This is a genomic window from Leclercia sp. CFBP8987, from assembly GCF_034044995.2.
GTDB lineage: Bacteria > Pseudomonadota > Gammaproteobacteria > Enterobacterales > Enterobacteriaceae > Enterobacter > Enterobacter tamurae.
Genome location: NZ_CM188255.1, coordinates 4,614,570 through 4,632,352 on the forward strand (window position 1 = coordinate 4,614,570; position 17,783 = coordinate 4,632,352).

The following is a 17,783-nucleotide window of genomic DNA, read 5'->3' on the forward strand; positions in this document are numbered from 1 at the left end:
AAGCGAAACGTCACGGCAAGAAGTGAAATATACCCGAAATAAATCTTGTCCGTTTATGACAAGTATTCAGGGCCATTATGCGCAGGAGCCCGCACGCCGACAAGGGAATGCGGGCCAGAGAGAAGATTTTATGAGGATAAACCGTGCGTTTTGCCGTCTGGCGCACGATTATTCAGCGTATCGTCGAGTTTTTTGTGGTCCAGCTCTTTCACCCACTTCGCCACCACGATGGTTGCTACACCGTTGCCCACCAGGTTAGTCAGGGCGCGGGCTTCGGACATAAAGCGGTCAATACCGAGGATCAGGGCCAGTCCGGCTACCGGCAGATGTCCGACGGCAGAGATGGTCGCCGCCAGCACGATAAAGCCGCTGCCCGTCACCCCTGCGGCGCCTTTCGAGGAGAGCAGTAGCACCACCAGCAGCGTGATCTGATGGAAGATATCCATATGGCTGTTGGTGGCTTGAGCGATAAACACCGCCGCCATGGTCAGGTAGATCGAGGTGCCATCAAGGTTAAAGGAGTAGCCGGTCGGGATAACCAGCCCCACCACCGATTTACGGCAGCCCAGCTTCTCCATCTTATCGAGCATACGCGGCAGCGCCGATTCTGACGAGGAGGTACCCAGTACAATCAGCAGCTCTTCACGGATATAGCGGATGAACTTGAAGATGTTGAAGCCCGTGGCACGAGCAATGCTGCCCAGTACCACCACCACAAACAGGATGCAGGTAATGTAGAAGCAGATAATCAGCTGGCCGAGCTGCACCAGGGTGCCGACACCATATTTGCCGATGGTAAAGGCCATCGCCCCGAATGCCCCGATGGGTGCCAGGCGCATAATCATATTGATGATGCCGAAGATGACCTGCGAGAAGCTTTCAATCACGTTGAATATCAGCTGGCCTTTGCTGCCAAGGCGATGCAGGGCAAAGCCAAACATCACGGCGAACAGTAGCACCTGCAGGATGTTACCGCTGGCGAAGGCGCCAATCACGCTGCCGGGGATCACGTCCAGCAGGAAGGCGACCACGCCCTGGTCTTTCGCCTGATCGGCGTAAACCGCCACCGCTTTTGCATCCAGCGTGGAAGGGTCAACGTTCATGCCTGCGCCCGGCTGAACCACGTTCACAATCACCAGGCCAATGATCAGCGCGAGGGTGCTGACCACTTCAAAATAGAGCAGCGCAACCGCACCCGTGCGGCCCACGGCTTTCATGCTTTCCATGCCTGCGATGCCGGTCACGACGGTACAGAAAATAACCGGAGCGATCACCATCTTAATCAGCTTAACGAAGGCATCGCCAAGCGGTTTCATTTGGGTGCCTAATTCAGGGTAGAAATGGCCAAGCAGAATACCGATGGCGATGGCGGTTAAGACCTGAAAATAAAGACTTCTGAAGAGAGAGGTTTTCATAAGATGTCCTTGGGAAGAAAAACCGCAGGCAGTGTAGGGTTACTGCTCACCTGCGGCCTTAAAATAGCACCCAATAATCAGGACAAATAGAAGCTCAGGCCGAATTTGAAACACAAATGTTAAGAAATTTGAGCTGGCTCGCACAAACCAGCAACAATTCAGTCATCAGTGTGATGGTCATTCGGCTGAAGGTAACGGCTTTCAAAAACATCGCGCGGCACGGCTTTAGCAAACAGGAAACCTTGTCCGCACTCAACCCCGGCATTAGCCAGCCAGCTCCGCTGGGCTTCGGTTTCAACACCCTCGGCGATAATTTCCAGCTTCAGGCTATGCGCCATCTGGATAATCGCCTCTACCATGCTGCTGTCATCAGGCAGGCCCTCAACAAAGGCCTTATCGATTTTCAGCACGTTTACCGGCAGGGTTTTCATATGTTGCAGTTGACGCAGCCCGGCGTACCCCATGCCGAAATCGTCCAGCGCAATGCGCACGCCGGCATTACGCAGCGGGCGGAGTATCGCCACGGCTTCGTTAGGATCGTCGATCCGGCGGCTCTCGGTTACTTCCAGAATCAGGGTATCAGGCTGGATGCGGTAGCGAGTAATCAGCGCCAGCAGCTCCGGAACCATGTTCGGGTGCATCAGCTGCAGCGCCGACAGGTTAACCGACAGCGGCATCATCTTCCCCCGCGACTGCCAGACCGACAGCAAGCGGCAGGACTCTTCCAGCACCCATTGGCCCACCGTCACAATCAGGCCGCAGTTCTCGATGCGGTCGATCAGCCCTTCCGGGAGCTCCCAGCTACCATCGGCCTGACGCATCCGCAGCAGCGCTTCGGCACTCTTTATCTTACCGGTATGCAGATCGACCTGCGGCTGCAGCCAGAGGGCGAAGTGGTTTTGGTCCAGCGCGGTCAGAATATCGTTCTCTTCTGACAGCCGCTGCTGCGCCTTCTCCATCTGCTCGGGTTCGAAGAACTGGATCTGGTTCTTACCCTTCTGCCGGGCAGTAAAGGCAGCCGAGAAGGCCCGACGGAAGAGCTGCTCGGCGGTCAGGTTACCGTTAAACATGGCGATGCCGATACTGGCGCTCGGGCGCAGCTGGATCCCCTGTACCGGCAGCCGTTCGTTAATAACAGTGAGTACTTGCTGACCCAATGTGATGGCGTGCCATGGCTCATTGACGCCGGTAGCGATAATCACAAAGTCATAGGCGCTCACCTGGGTCAGCACCATCCGCGGCGCCAGTACAGATTTGAGCTTTTCAACCAGCGTCAGCAGTACCATTTCCCGCTGGCTCTCTTTTAGCACCCCAGCGGTGTCCTGCAAGGTTTCACAGGCCACTACCATCAGGGCGATGGGCTGCTGGCGTTTCACCGCCTGCTCCAGCAGTGCCATCAGAAACGCCTTGTTGGGCAGATCCGAAACCGCGAAGCGAGTGGCATTATGGTTCAGCTCTTCATGCTGACGCATCATGCGCTGCTGGTTCAGGTTATAGCTGCGTATCAGCATGCCGATTTCGTCGTCATGATGCAGGCGCGGGACGGGTAGCTGATGCCCCACCTGTTGCTGCGGAGAAATGGTATCCAGCTCGCGGGCAATCCGCCGCAGCGGATGGACGATCAGTCGGTTGATGCACCAGGTCAGCGCCACGGTCAGCATCAGCGTCAATAATAAGTAAGTGGTTACCAACGTCGAGACCCAACTGATAACGAATTTGTACATCCGCCAGGAGTCAGATTGCAGCACCAGATAGGCCAGCGGCTGCGGGTTCGCCGGGCGCTGCAGGGAATAGACCGGCAGGGAGATTTGTACCGGCATCTCAAACAGGCGTTTGACCATCACCGGCACCGGACGCTCCGGGATAAAGTTCATGCGCAGAGCCTGGAACTGATTGGGCAATACCACATCTGCCTGGCTGACGACGCCTGCCGGCTTAATGCTCTTAATAATGGATTCCGCCTGCGGAATATCGCCTTTCAGAATGGCAGAAGAGAGAGGCTCACGGATGGAGCGGGCGATGCTTTCGAGCTGCGTAGCCGTGTTGTAGCGATTCTGCTGAATGGCATGAAACAGCAGAATGACGCAAAAGACGAAGACAAACACCATGGTGACGGCAGTTACCATCGCCATTTGTTTGATAGTTAAAGAGCGGCTGACACGCAAAATGAATCTCCAGAAACGCGAAACGCAGGTTAATCAACTGTTACCCCGCTGCTTTCAGAGTATACCTTATCGTGATGTGTTTAAGAGAGTGTAACCAACCGTTTAGGGATTATTCTGGTTCCCGCTCCGTACAGAGTATGGAGCGGTTGTTCAGGGCGGTTACAGGCCCGAATAACGGGGGCTGCGGCCTGATACCTTATTCGGCGCTACGCAGTGAAATCTCTCCGCCTACCCAGGGTTTGATAACCCCATCCTGCTCAAGCATCAGTGCGCCCTGCTCGTTTATACCGCGCGACGTGCCGTAGATCTCTTTATCGCCAATGATCAGCTTCACCGGACGGTGAACAAAATTATCGAGCTTCTCCCAGCGAGGAAGGAACGGTGCCAGCCCCTCCTGCTCGAAGATCCTCAGCGAGTGGCGCAGCTCATTGATGACCTGTACCGCCAGCACGTTACGATCGATGGCGATCCCCGCTTCCTGCAGATTGATCCACCCCTGGTTAATATCATCCGCCTGCACGTTGCGCATCACCAGATTGATCCCGGCACCCATCACGATCTGTGCCGCATCGCCAGTTTTACCCGTCAGTTCGACTAAGATCCCGGCCAGTTTACGATCCTTCAGATAGAGATCGTTCGGCCACTTAACCCGTACGTCGTCGGCGCCGAGAGATTGCAGAACCTCTGCCAGCACAATGCCAATCACCAGGCTTAGGCCGATGGCGGCTGCAGGTCCCTGCTCCAGACGCCAGTACATAGACAGGTAGAGGTTGGCGCCAAAAGGCGAAAACCATTTACGCCCCCGGCGACCGCGTCCGGCCTGCTGATACTCAGCCACACAGCTGTCGCCAGACTGCAGTTCGTTGAGCCTGTCGAGCAGATACTGATTGGTGGAGTCAATGACTGGCAAAACAGCGACGCTGTTGTCAGCGATCTGGCTATGGATAAAGCTTTCGTTCAACAGCTGAACCGGCTCCGGCAGGCTGTAGCCTTTGCCCGGCACGGTAAAGACATCCACACCCCAGTCACGCAGGGTCTGAATATGCTTGTTAATAGCGGCACGGCTCATTCCCAGATGTTCACCGAGCTGTTCACCGGAATGAAAATCGCCGTCGGCCAGAATGGCGATCAGCTTCAGGGGGACGGTATGGTCTTTCATGCAATGGTCTCCACCGCGTTCACTTCACCGTGATGGCCGATAAAGCGCACTTCCGGCTCCAGCCAGACGTTAAACTTCTCACCCACGCGCTGACGCACCTGATGGGCCAACTGCACGACATCATCGCTGGTAGCATTATTTTCATTGATGAGTACCAGCGCCTGCTGGCGATGAACCGCCGCGCCGCCGCAGGTAGTCCCTTTAAGTTGACACTGATCGATCAACCAGCCGGCAGCCAGCTTGACGCTACCATCCGCCTGCGGATAGTGCGGCGCGTTCGGCCATTCAGCAAGCAGTGTTTGCGCGTTTTCAGCGGAGATCACTGGGTTTTTAAAGAAACTGCCGGCATTACCGTTCACTTTCGGATCGGGCAATTTGCTCATTCGCATCTGGCAAACCGCCGCAAAAATCTCTTTCGCGGTCACCGTCGCGGGATCCAGACGGGTTAAATCACCGTAGGAGAGAACCGGCTGCCAGTTTTTTGTCAGGCGCAGACCGACCGCGACGATGACGTATTTATCCTGATATTCATGTTTGAAAATGCTGTCGCGGTAGCCGAAACGGCACTCATCGGCTTGTAAGCGACGCGCTTCACCGGTCGCCAGTTCGATACAATCAACATACTCGCAGACATGCCTGATCTCGATGCCATAGGCACCGATATTCTGAATTGGGGATGAACCGGCGCAGCCAGGGATCAGGGCAAGGTTTTCCAGCCCCGGCATGTTGTGTTCAAGGGTATATTGCACCAGATCGTGCCAGTTTTCGCCGGCACCTACGTGCAGACGCCAGCATTCCTGCGTCTCTTCAACCGTGATCCCGCGGATGCGGTTCACGATCACCGTCCCGGAAAAGTCTTCCAGAAAGAGAACGTTACTCCCCTCGCCCAGAATAAGAACGGGTTGGTGGTGTTGCGTGGCATGATTCCATGCAGCCAGCAGCTGCTGCGCATCGTCGGCTCGCACGATCTGTCGGGCATTTCGGTCGATACCGAAGGTATTCCAGGACTTAAGGGAGTGATTCATAGACGCTATCCAGATGCAAAAACCGGGATAGTTTACCCCATCGAGGGATCTTTGTCGGCTGGAATTGCCAGGCTTGGAGGGTGTTGCAGGCCGGGTAAGGCGCAGACGGCAAAAAAACCCCGCACCTTCCGGTACGGGGTTTCTTTAATTGATGCCTGGCAGTTCCCTACTCTCGCATGGGGAGACCCCACACTACCATCGGCGCTACGGCGTTTCACTTCTGAGTTCGGCATGGGGTCAGGTGGGACCACCGCGCTACAGCCGCCAGGCAAATTCTGTTGTTCACCCCGCCCTCAGGCGTGATGAGTAATCTGTAATCAGCTGAAAATCGTCTTCAAATCCGCCGAAACAGCTTCGGCGTTGTAAGGTTAAGCCTCACGGTTCATTAGTATCGGTTAGCTCAACGCATCGCTGCGCTTACACACCCGACCTATCAACGTCGTCGTCTTCAACGTTCCTTCAGGACCCTTAAAGGGTCAGGGAGAACTCATCTCGGGGCAAGTTTCGTGCTTAGATGCTTTCAGCACTTATCTTTTCCGCATTTAGCTACCGGGCAGTGCCATTGGCATGACAACCCGAACACCAGTGATGCGTCCACTCCGGTCCTCTCGTACTAGGAGCAGCCCCCCTCAATTCTCCAGCGCCCACGGCAGATAGGGACCGAACTGTCTCACGACGTTCTAAACCCAGCTCGCGTACCACTTTAAACGGCGAACAGCCGTACCCTTGGGACCTACTTCAGCCCCAGGATGTGATGAGCCGACATCGAGGTGCCAAACACCGCCGTCGATATGAACTCTTGGGCGGTATCAGCCTGTTATCCCCGGAGTACCTTTTATCCGTTGAGCGATGGCCCTTCCATACAGAACCACCGGATCACTATGACCTGCTTTCGCACCTGCTCGAGCCGTCACTCTCGCAGTCAAGCTAGCTTATGCCATTGCACTAACCTCCTGATGTCCGACCAGGATTAGCTAACCTTCGTGCTCCTCCGTTACTCTTTAGGAGGAGACCGCCCCAGTCAAACTACCCACCAGACACTGTCCGCAACCCGGATTACGGGTCCACGTTAGAACACCAGCCATTAAAGGGTGGTATTTCAAGGTTGGCTCCACGCAGACTGGCGTCCACGCTTCAAAGCCTCCCACCTATCCTACACATCAAGGACCAGTGTTCAGTGTCAAGCTATAGTAAAGGTTCACGGGGTCTTTCCGTCTTGCCGCGGGTACACTGCATCTTCACAGCGATTTCAATTTCACTGAGTCTCGGGTGGAGACAGCCTGGCCATCATTACGCCATTCGTGCAGGTCGGAACTTACCCGACAAGGAATTTCGCTACCTTAGGACCGTTATAGTTACGGCCGCCGTTTACCGGGGCTTCGATCAAGAGCTTCGCGTTGCCGCTAACCCCATCAATTAACCTTCCGGCACCGGGCAGGCGTCACACCGTATACGTCCACTTTCGTGTTTGCACAGTGCTGTGTTTTTAATAAACAGTTGCAGCCAGCTGGTATCTTCGACTGATTTCAGCTCCACGAGCAAGTCGCTTCACCTACCATCAGCGTGCCTTCTCCCGAAGTTACGGCACCATTTTGCCTAGTTCCTTCACCCGAGTTCTCTCAAGCGCCTTGGTATTCTCTACCTGACCACCTGTGTCGGTTTGGGGTACGATTTGATGTTACCTGATGCTTAGAGGCTTTTCCTGGAAGCAGGGCATTTGTTGCTTCAGCACCGTAGTGCCTCGTCATCACACCTCAGCGTTAGTAAGGTTCCGGATTTACCTGGAACCTCCGCCTACATGCTTAAACCGGGACAACCGTCGCCCGGCCAACATAGCCTTCTCCGTCCCCCCTTCGCAGTAACACCGAGTACAGGAATATTAACCTGTTTCCCATCGACTACGCCTTTCGGCCTCGCCTTAGGGGTCGACTCACCCTGCCCCGATTAACGTTGGACAGGAACCCTTGGTCTTCCGGCGAGCGGGTTTTTCACCCGCTTTATCGTTACTTATGTCAGCATTCGCACTTCTGATACCTCCAGCAGACCTCACAGTCCACCTTCAACGGCTTACAGAACGCTCCCCTACCCAACAACACATAGTGTCGCTGCCGCAGCTTCGGTGCATGGTTTAGCCCCGTTACATCTTCCGCGCAGGCCGACTCGACCAGTGAGCTATTACGCTTTCTTTAAATGATGGCTGCTTCTAAGCCAACATCCTGGCTGTCTGTGCCTTCCCACATCGTTTCCCACTTAACCATGACTTTGGGACCTTAGCTGGCGGTCTGGGTTGTTTCCCTCTTCACGACGGACGTTAGCACCCGCCGTGTGTCTCCCGTGATAACATTCTCCGGTATTCGCAGTTTGCATCGGGTTGGTAAGCCGGGATGGCCCCCTAGCCGAAACAGTGCTCTACCCCCGGAGATGAATTCACGAGGCGCTACCTAAATAGCTTTCGGGGAGAACCAGCTATCTCCCGGTTTGATTGGCCTTTCACCCCCAGCCACAAGTCATCCGCTAATTTTTCAACATTAGTCGGTTCGGTCCTCCAGTTAGTGTTACCCAACCTTCAACCTGCCCATGGCTAGATCACCGGGTTTCGGGTCTATACCCTGCAACTTAACGCCCAGTTAAGACTCGGTTTCCCTTCGGCTCCCCTATACGGTTAACCTTGCTACAGAATATAAGTCGCTGACCCATTATACAAAAGGTACGCAGTCACCTGACGAATCAGGCTCCCACTGCTTGTACGTACACGGTTTCAGGTTCTTTTTCACTCCCCTCGCCGGGGTTCTTTTCGCCTTTCCCTCACGGTACTGGTTCACTATCGGTCAGTCAGGAGTATTTAGCCTTGGAGGATGGTCCCCCCATATTCAGACAGGATACCACGTGTCCCGCCCTACTCTTCGAGTTCACAGCAAGTGTATCTTCGTGTACGGGAGTATCACCCTGTACCCTGCGACTTTCCAGACGCTTCCACTGACACACATGCTGATTCAGACTCTGGGCTGCTCCCCGTTCGCTCGCCGCTACTGGGGGAATCTCGGTTGATTTCTTTTCCTCAGGGTACTTAGATGTTTCAGTTCCCCTGGTTCGCTTCGTTAAGCTATGTATTCACTTAACGATAGTGTGACGAATCACACTGGGTTTCCCCATTCGGAAATCGTCGGCTATAACGGTTCATATCACCTTACCGACGCTTATCGCAGATTAGCACGTCCTTCATCGCCTCTGACTGCCTAGGCATCCACCGTGTACGCTTAGTCGCTTAACCTCACAACCCGAAGCTGTTTCACTTCTGATTGCGAAAATTTGAGAGACTCGAACACACCTACCATCTGCTCTTATTACGGAGAGCAGACACAGTGTGTCGTTTCAATTTTCAGCTTGATCCAGATTTTTAAAGAGCAAAACTTCGCAGCGCACCTTCGCAGGTACACTCTGAAGTTTTTGTGTTGTCGCAGTAAAGGATGGTGGAGCTATGCGGGATCGAACCGCAGACCTCCTGCGTGCAAGGCAGGCGCTCTCCCAGCTGAGCTATAGCCCCATCGCAAAATGCTAATCTCTGTACCGCTCATCCTTACAAGAAGGAGTTTGGTAGGCCTGAGTGGACTTGAACCACCGACCTCACCCTTATCAGGGGTGCGCTCTAACCACCTGAGCTACAAGCCTGCAGAGATTTTTTACTGCTTACTTTTCATCAGACAATCTGTGTGAGCACTGCAAAGGCAGGTTCTTTAAGGTAAGGAGGTGATCCAACCGCAGGTTCCCCTACGGTTACCTTGTTACGACTTCACCCCAGTCATGAATCACAAAGTGGTAAGCGCCCTCCCGAAGGTTAAGCTACCTACTTCTTTTGCAACCCACTCCCATGGTGTGACGGGCGGTGTGTACAAGGCCCGGGAACGTATTCACCGTAGCATTCTGATCTACGATTACTAGCGATTCCGACTTCATGGAGTCGAGTTGCAGACTCCAATCCGGACTACGACGCACTTTATGAGGTCCGCTTGCTCTCGCGAGGTCGCTTCTCTTTGTATGCGCCATTGTAGCACGTGTGTAGCCCTACTCGTAAGGGCCATGATGACTTGACGTCATCCCCACCTTCCTCCAGTTTATCACTGGCAGTCTCCTTTGAGTTCCCGGCCTAACCGCTGGCAACAAAGGATAAGGGTTGCGCTCGTTGCGGGACTTAACCCAACATTTCACAACACGAGCTGACGACAGCCATGCAGCACCTGTCTCAGAGTTCCCGAAGGCACCAAAGCATCTCTGCTAAGTTCTCTGGATGTCAAGAGTAGGTAAGGTTCTTCGCGTTGCATCGAATTAAACCACATGCTCCACCGCTTGTGCGGGCCCCCGTCAATTCATTTGAGTTTTAACCTTGCGGCCGTACTCCCCAGGCGGTCGACTTAACGCGTTAGCTCCGGAAGCCACTCCTCAAGGGAACAACCTCCAAGTCGACATCGTTTACGGCGTGGACTACCAGGGTATCTAATCCTGTTTGCTCCCCACGCTTTCGCACCTGAGCGTCAGTCTTTGTCCAGGGGGCCGCCTTCGCCACCGGTATTCCTCCAGATCTCTACGCATTTCACCGCTACACCTGGAATTCTACCCCCCTCTACAAGACTCTAGCCTGCCAGTTTCGAATGCAGTTCCCAGGTTGAGCCCGGGGATTTCACATCCGACTTGACAGACCGCCTGCGTGCGCTTTACGCCCAGTAATTCCGATTAACGCTTGCACCCTCCGTATTACCGCGGCTGCTGGCACGGAGTTAGCCGGTGCTTCTTCTGCGAGTAACGTCAATCACCAAGGTTATTAACCTTAATGCCTTCCTCCTCGCTGAAAGTACTTTACAACCCGAAGGCCTTCTTCATACACGCGGCATGGCTGCATCAGGCTTGCGCCCATTGTGCAATATTCCCCACTGCTGCCTCCCGTAGGAGTCTGGACCGTGTCTCAGTTCCAGTGTGGCTGGTCATCCTCTCAGACCAGCTAGGGATCGTCGCCTAGGTGAGCCATTACCCCACCTACTAGCTAATCCCATCTGGGCACATCTGATGGCAAGAGGCCCGAAGGTCCCCCTCTTTGGTCTTGCGACGTTATGCGGTATTAGCTACCGTTTCCAGTAGTTATCCCCCTCCATCAGGCAGTTTCCCAGACATTACTCACCCGTCCGCCACTCGTCACCCGAAGAGCAAGCTCTTCTGTGCTACCGTTCGACTTGCATGTGTTAGGCCTGCCGCCAGCGTTCAATCTGAGCCATGATCAAACTCTTCAATTTAAGTTTGATGCTCGTGAATTAAACTTCGTAATGAATTACGTATGTTCACTCAGAGACTTTGGTATTCATTTTTCGTCTTGCGACGTTAAGAATCCATGTCACTTTGAGTGCCCACACAGATTGTCTGATAAATTGTTAAAGAGCAGTGCAACGCGGCTTTCGCTCACCGTTGCGAGGTCCCGTATAATACGTTTTCCCCTTTCAGAGTCAAGCGATAATTTCACGCTTTTCTCTGCTGACCCGGCGGCTTGTAATCCGTTGTTCCGTGTCAGTGGAGGCGCATTATAGGGAGTTCTTCGGCGGTGACAAGCATAAATCTCAAAAAGTTTTCCGTTCGCTTATTTTTCACGCTTTACGTTTATTAAAGCCGCGAACTGCGGGTTAATTGCGCGATTTCCCGGGCGAAACTGGCCACCTGCGACCAGTCGGTGTAGACCACTTCTTTGCGTGTATCCGTTTCGCCGCCGGTCATCTTCATAATAAGACGGATCATAAAGCGATCGTACCAGCGATAGCGTGGGTAACGCAGAGCACCGGCAAAGACGGCACAGGCCGCTGGCTTCCAGGGCGAGTTCAGCAAGAACTTACGCGTGTAGCTATTGGTCTGCGGGGTACGCTTTTCTGCTTTACGCGCCACCAGGTTCACCGAAAAGAAAGCGCCCGGCAGGCTGTTCAGCGTTGCCGTATGCTTTTTCACAAAGCGATCCACCGCTGGATGAAAATGGCCGTAGCGGATAGAGGCGCCGATCACCACGCGGTCATACTCCTGCCACGCAATCTCTTCGGTGCGGTTCAGGTTGATGACGTCGGCATAGATGCCCTGCTCTTTTAACTCAGACGCCAGGAAAGCAGCAATCTCGCGCGTTTGTCCGTCGCGGGTCGAAAATAGAATTAATGTTTTCATAAATGGCTCCCTTTATTCGCGCCAGAATGTTGGCGTAAAGAGGACCAATAACGTAAAGACCTCAAGACGCCCGAACAGCATGTTGGCAATCAGGATCCACTTCGCGGTCGGATTCATGCTGGCAAAGTTATCTGCGACCACGCCAAGGCCGGGTCCCAGGTTATTCAGTGTGGCCACAACAGAGGCAAACGCCGAGAAGTCATCCACCCCCGTCGCGATAATCGCCAGCATGCTGACGATAAAGACCAGTGCGTAGGCGGAGAAGAAACCCCACACCGCTTCGAGAATACGTTCCGGCAGCGCGCGGTTACCCAGCTTGATGCTGTAGACCGCATTCGGGTGCACCAGACGTTTAAGCTCGCGGTTGCCCTGCTTGAACAGCAGCAGGATGCGGATCACTTTCAAGCCACCGCCCGTCGAACCGGCACAGCCGCCGATAAAGGCCGAACAGAGCAGCAGGACCGGCAGGAAGAGCGGCCAGCGCGCAATGCTGTCGGTGGTAAAGCCTGCGGTCGTCGCCATCGATACCACCTGGAAGAAGGCCTGGTTCAGGGTGGTAACTGCCGAAGCATAGACATCGTGTAACCACAGCACCAGGGTACAGATCACCACCAGCGTCAGCTGCACGCCGATAAACATGCGGAATTCCGGATCGCGCCAGTAGACCTTCAGGTTACGGCCACTGAGTAAAGAGAAGTGCAGACCATAGTTACAGCCGGAAATCAGCAGGAAGATTGCAATAATGGTGTTGATGGTCGGGCTGTCAAAATAGCCGATGCTGGCATCATGAGTGGAGAACCCGCCAATCGCGATGGTGGCGAAGCTATGGCCGATGGCGTCAAAGGCCGGCATTCCGGCAAACCACAGCGCCAGCGCACAGGCGACGGTCAGCAGCACATAGATGAGCCACAGCGTTTTGGCCGTCTCGGCGATACGCGGACGCATCTTGTTATCCTTCAGCGGCCCCGGCATCTCTGCCCGATAGAGCTGCATCCCCCCGACGCCCAGTATCGGCAGGATCGCCACGGCTAATACGATGATCCCCATCCCGCCGAACCACTGCAGCATCTGCCGGTAAAAGAGGATGGCATGGGGGAGCGAATCCAGCCCCACCAGCGTGGTAGCCCCGGTGGTAGTCAGCCCTGAGAAAGATTCAAAGAACGCATCGGTGATGGTCAGGTTGGGCTGTTCAGAAAAGATGAAGGGTAATGCCCCCACGCTGCCCAGCACGGTCCAGAACAACACCACGATAAGGAAGCCTTCGCGGGATTTCAGCTCCCCCTTCTCACGGCGGTTAGGCCACCACAGCAGGGAGCCAATCATCAGCGCGACGAAAAAGGTCTGCGTAAAGGCCCGGCCCGCACCATCCCGATAAATAAGCGCCACCAGTCCGGGGAGGATCATCGTCCCGGAAAAGAGTATGACCAGCAATCCAACGATTCGGGTTATGGCACGAAAATGCATCTCTGCCGCTTCCTTAGGTATTCAAAAAGTAAGGTGGGGATTATTCTTCAATCGGCCGTAATTGCAACGAACCACGACTAAAATCAGCCAGTTTTGCTGAGAATGCCGGAAGCGATGCCTGGGGTAGCGCCACACGTAATTGCACCGCCGCCTGGTAATCACTGTGCACGATCAGGCCCTGATACAGCTTCAGCAACGATTCGATGCCGGATAACTGGGCGTAATCGCACAATAAAGTATATTCGGTAAGTGGCGTTTTGCGGATCGTTGTCAGTTGATTCAGCGCCTGCTGGACGCCGCCGCCATAGGCCTTAACCAGCCCGCCCGTTCCCAGTAATACGCCGCCGTAGTAACGCACCACGACGGCGGTGATTTCTCCCACGCCGCTGCCCATTAACTGAGAGAGCATCGGTTTGCCCGCCGTGCCCGCCGGTTCACCATCATCCGAGAACCCCAGCTTCTGTGAATCGTCAGGCGGCCCGGCCACCCACGCCACGCAGTGGTGGCGGGCGTCAGGATGTTCTGCCCGTACTGACTCAACAAAAGCCTTTGCCGCCTCCACGCCGTCGGTATGCGCCAGCAACGTGATGAAACGGCTTTTTTTGATCTCTTCCGTAAAGGTGACCGGCGCTGCCGGTATGAGCCAGCTTTCCATTACGCCAGCTTCAGATCTCGCGTCATGTTTTCAGTACCGTTTTCATGGATCACCACGTTATCTTCGATACGGATGCCACCAAACGGCTTCAGCGCCTCAATTTTCTGCCAGTTGAAGTGCTTGCTGAACTGCCCTTCACGCCACGGCGCCAGCAGGGACTCAATAAAGTAGATCCCCGGCTCGATGGTCAACACCATGCGCGGCTGCAGAATGCGGGTGCAACGCAGGTAAGGATATTTGGACGGCGCGGCCAGATGCGTACCGGTGTCATCCTGCATAAAGCCTGCGGTGTCGTGCACCTGCAGACCCAGCGGGTGGCCGATACCGTGCGGCATAAACGGCCCGGTCAGGTCGTTTTCCACCATCGCTTCTTCGCTCATATCGCTGACGATCTGATGCTTACGCAACAGCTTCGCAATACGCTGATGGAACTGAACGTGGTAATCCACGTAGCTCACGCCAGCCTTCATGGTGGCGATCAGGGCCAGCTGCTCGTCATTGACGTCTTTGATCAGCTGGGCGAATTCGGTATCGCTGTTCCCGGCCCAGGTACGGGTCAGGTCCGCGGCATAGCCGTTGTACTCCGCACCGGCATCCAACAGGAAGCTGCGCATTTCGGACGGCGCACGGTGATCGAGTTTAGTGTAGTGCAGCACCGCCGCGTGCTCATTCAGCGCCACAATGTTGCTGTACGGCACGTCAATATCACGATGGCCGGTAGCCGTCAGGTAAGCCAGGTTAATATCGAACTCACTCATGCCGGACAGGAAAGCTTCATGCGCCGCACGATGGCCGTTGACCGCCGTTTTTTGCGCTTCACGCATGCACGCCAGTTCATAGTCGGTCTTATAGGAGCGATAGTAGTGCAGATAGTCGATAACGCCTTTCGGGTTGATGTTATCCGCTGAGATCTCCAGACCGCGCGCACGTTCTGGCACCGGGCCAATATAGCCGATGTTGCCGCGGGCAGCAGGTAACTGGCTGCCAATGCCGTCGGCTTTCGGCAGGGCAATCACCTCGATCTCTTCTGTCCAGAAGGAGGTCGGCAGCGGTTCCACGTTGTGCCAGTAATCCACCGGCAGATAGAACCACAGTTTTGGCTTGTTCACGCCATCCACCAGCAACCAGCAATTGGGAACCTGGGTTACCGGCACCCAGGCTTTAAATTGCGGGTTCACCTTGAAGGGATAAGCGTGATCGTCGAGAAAGACATTGAACAGTTCGCCGGAGTGGATGAGTAAGGCATCCAGCTTGAAGCGAGCCAGTACGTCGCGGGTACGTTCCTGCAACGTAACAATGTGATTTTTATACTGCGCGGCCAGTGAATCCATCATTCATCCTTTTGTTTTGACCTCAAGTCACCGCATCTTAGCACACCTCAGAAAGGCTGCGTGATCTCCGCCGAGCGTGATCAGACCTACAATTATTTAATGACTAATTTGCATTTCATTAACACAAAACCCACACTCCGAATCATCTGGTATGACCAGATCCAATTACTGGATTCAGGAGACCGACATGCTCTACAAAGGCGACACCCTGTACGTAGACTGGCTGGAAGGTGGCATTGCCGAACTGGTGTTCGACGCCCCCGGCTCAGTGAATAAGCTGGACACCGCAACCGTTGCCAGCCTTGGCCATGCGCTGGACGTGCTTGAAAAAGAGTCCGACTTAAAAGGTCTGCTGCTGCGTTCTGAGAAAGCGGCATTTATCGTCGGCGCAGACATTACCGAATTCCTCTCCCTGTTCCTGGTCCCTCAGGAGCAGCTGAGCCAGTGGCTGCATTTTGCCAACAGCGTCTTTAACCGTCTGGAAGATCTGCCGGTCCCGACGATCTCTGCCGTTAATGGCTATGCGCTGGGCGGCGGCTGCGAATGCGTGCTGGCCACCGATTACCGTCTGGCCACCCCGGATCTGCGCATCGGCCTGCCGGAAACCAAACTGGGCATTATGCCGGGCTTTGGCGGTTCAGTCCGTCTGCCGCGCCTGCTGGGTGCCGACAGTGCCCTGGAGATCATTGCTGCCGGTAAAGACGTGGGTGCCGATCAGGCGTTAAAACTCGGTCTGGTGGATAGCGTGGTTAAGCCTGAAAAACTGCATGAAGGGGCATTGGCCATTCTGCGTCAGGCGATCAACGGCGACCTCGACTGGAAAGCGAAACGTCAGCCGAAGCTGGAGCCGCTGCACTTAAGTAAAATTGAAGCCACCATGAGTTTCACTATCGCCAAAGGCATGGTGATGCAGACGGCGGGTAAACACTATCCGGCGCCGATCACCGCGGTGAAAACCATCGAAGCGGCCGCACGACTGGGCCGTGACGAAGCACTGAAATTAGAAAACCAAAGCTTCGTCCCGCTGGCTCATACCAATGAAGCCCGCGCGCTGGTCGGTATTTTCCTCAACGATCAGTTCGTTAAAGGCAAAGCGAAGCAGCTGACCAAAAATGTCGAGACGCCAAAACAGGCGGCGGTACTGGGCGCAGGCATTATGGGCGGCGGCATCGCCTACCAGTCGGCCTGGAAAGGCGTGCCGGTGGTGATGAAAGACATTAACGAGAAGTCACTGACACTCGGCATGACCGAAGCCGCCAAACTGCTGAACAAACAGCTCGAACGCGGCAAGATCGATGGCCTGAAGCTCTCCGGCGTGATCTCCACGATTCATCCGACCCTGGATTACAGCGGTTTCGATCGCGTGGATGTGGTCGTCGAAGCGGTGGTCGAAAACCCGAAAGTGAAAAAAGCGGTACTGGCAGAGACGGAAGACAAGGTGCGCCCGGATACCGTGCTGGCGTCCAACACCTCCACCATTCCAATCAGCGAACTGGCCAGCGTCCTCAAGCGCCCGGAAAACTTCTGCGGCATGCACTTCTTTAACCCGGTGCACCGTATGCCGCTGGTTGAAGTGATCCGCGGGGAGAAAACCTCTGACGAAACCCTCGCCAAAGTCGTGGCCTGGGCCAGCAAGATGGGCAAAACCCCGATTGTGGTAAATGACTGCCCGGGCTTCTTCGTCAACCGCGTGTTGTTCCCGTACTTTGCCGGCTTCAGTCAGCTGCTGCGCGACGGGGCGGATTTCCGCAAGATCGACAAAGTGATGGAAAAACAGTTTGGCTGGCCGATGGGCCCGGCATATCTGCTGGACGTGGTCGGGATTGATACCGCGCATCACGCCCAGGCGGTGATGGCGGCAGGCTTCCCACAGCGGATGCAGAAAGATTACCGCGATGCCATCGACGCCCTGTTTGAATCGAACCGCTACGGTCAGAAAAATGGCCTCGGCTTCTGGCGTTATAAAGAAGACAGCAAAGGCAAACCGAAGAAAGAGGAAGACGCTGCCGTGGATAGCCTGCTGGCAGAGGTTAGCCACGCGAAGCGCGATTTCAGCGACGAAGAGATTATTGCCCGCATGATGATCCCGATGGTCAACGAAGTGGTGCGCTGTCTTGAAGAGGGCATCATCGCCAGTCCTGCGGAAGCGGATATGGCGCTGGTCTACGGCCTGGGCTTCCCTCCGTTCCACGGCGGCGCGTTCCGCTGGCTGGATACGCAGGGCAGCGCCCGCTATCTGGATATGACGCAGCAGTATGAGCATCTCGGCGCGCTGTATCAGGCTCCGGAAGGTCTGCGTACCAAAGCGCGTAATAATGAAGCGTACTATCCCCCGGTTGAGCCTGCCCGTCCGGTTGGCGCACTGAAAACGGCTTAAGGAGTC

The 17,783-nt window shown here is 55.0% G+C and carries 9 protein-coding genes, 2 tRNA genes and 3 rRNA genes; 1 reads left to right on the plus strand and 13 read right to left on the minus strand.

Translation table 11 applies throughout. From position 1 onward, the window contains the following. Positions 1-128: 128 nt before the first annotated feature. The 13 genes from dctA to pepQ form a co-directional block, all read right to left on the minus strand. Positions 129-1,415 carry a C4-dicarboxylate transporter DctC gene (gene dctA, locus SOM40_RS22250; RefSeq protein ID WP_106995966.1) on the minus strand — a complete coding sequence of 429 codons (1,287 nt, stop codon included), beginning with the start codon at positions 1,413-1,415 and terminating at the stop codon, positions 129-131. A 158-nt stretch (positions 1,416-1,573) separates the two neighbouring features. Continuing rightward, positions 1,574-3,580: a biofilm formation regulator HmsP gene (hmsP, locus tag SOM40_RS22255; protein WP_320530872.1), complete on the minus strand. Its 2,007-nt coding sequence runs from the start codon at positions 3,578-3,580 to the stop codon at positions 1,574-1,576. A 196-nt stretch (positions 3,581-3,776) separates the two neighbouring features. Continuing rightward, a complete protein-coding gene (birA, locus tag SOM40_RS22260) occupies positions 3,777-4,739 on the minus strand; it encodes a bifunctional biotin--[acetyl-CoA-carboxylase] ligase/biotin operon repressor BirA (RefSeq protein WP_320530871.1) in 963 nt (320 codons plus the stop codon). Then, positions 4,736-5,764 (minus strand): UDP-N-acetylmuramate dehydrogenase, encoded by a 1,029-nt coding sequence (gene murB / locus SOM40_RS22265; protein ID WP_225759992.1) that lies wholly within the window; start codon positions 5,762-5,764, stop codon positions 4,736-4,738. The genes birA and murB overlap by 4 nt, the downstream gene beginning before the upstream one ends. A 153-nt stretch (positions 5,765-5,917) precedes the next feature. Beyond that, positions 5,918-6,033, minus strand: a 5S ribosomal RNA gene (rrf, locus tag SOM40_RS22270). Positions 6,034-6,128: 95 nt separating this feature from the next. Further along, positions 6,129-9,035: ribosomal RNA gene (locus SOM40_RS22275) — 23S ribosomal RNA — on the minus strand. Positions 9,036-9,232: 197 nt separating this feature from the next. Then, a tRNA-Ala gene (locus tag SOM40_RS22280) sits at positions 9,233-9,308 on the minus strand. Positions 9,309-9,356: 48 nt separating this feature from the next. Then, a tRNA-Ile gene (locus SOM40_RS22285) sits at positions 9,357-9,433 on the minus strand. A gap of 71 nt (positions 9,434-9,504) precedes the next feature. Further along, positions 9,505-11,046: ribosomal RNA gene (locus tag SOM40_RS22290) — 16S ribosomal RNA — on the minus strand. Together the 16S, 23S and 5S rRNA genes with 2 tRNA genes alongside form the textbook arrangement of a ribosomal RNA operon. A 361-nt stretch (positions 11,047-11,407) precedes the next feature. After that, entirely contained in the window at positions 11,408-11,950 is a 543-nt protein-coding gene (gene hemG / locus SOM40_RS22295; protein ID WP_166184670.1) for a menaquinone-dependent protoporphyrinogen IX dehydrogenase, read from the minus strand. Positions 11,951-11,962: 12 nt separating this feature from the next. Next, positions 11,963-13,414 (minus strand): Trk system potassium transporter TrkH, encoded by a 1,452-nt coding sequence (trkH, locus tag SOM40_RS22300; protein ID WP_106995894.1) that lies wholly within the window; start codon positions 13,412-13,414, stop codon positions 11,963-11,965. Positions 13,415-13,454: 40 nt separating this feature from the next. Further along, the gene (locus tag SOM40_RS22305; protein ID WP_106995895.1) at positions 13,455-14,069 is read right to left on the minus strand and encodes an IMPACT family protein; all 615 of its coding nucleotides are present in this window, start codon (positions 14,067-14,069) and stop codon (positions 13,455-13,457) included. After that, positions 14,069-15,400, minus strand: coding sequence for a Xaa-Pro dipeptidase (pepQ, locus tag SOM40_RS22310; RefSeq protein ID WP_261645437.1), 1,332 nt, complete (start codon positions 15,398-15,400; stop codon positions 14,069-14,071). Before pepQ ends, SOM40_RS22305 begins: the two co-directional genes overlap by 1 nt. A 187-nt stretch (positions 15,401-15,587) precedes the next feature. Here pepQ and fadB point away from each other — a divergent pair, with 187 nt between their 5' ends. After that, entirely contained in the window at positions 15,588-17,777 is a 2,190-nt protein-coding gene (gene fadB, locus SOM40_RS22315) for a fatty acid oxidation complex subunit alpha FadB (RefSeq protein WP_320531141.1), read from the plus strand. Positions 17,778-17,783 lie beyond the last annotated feature (6 nt).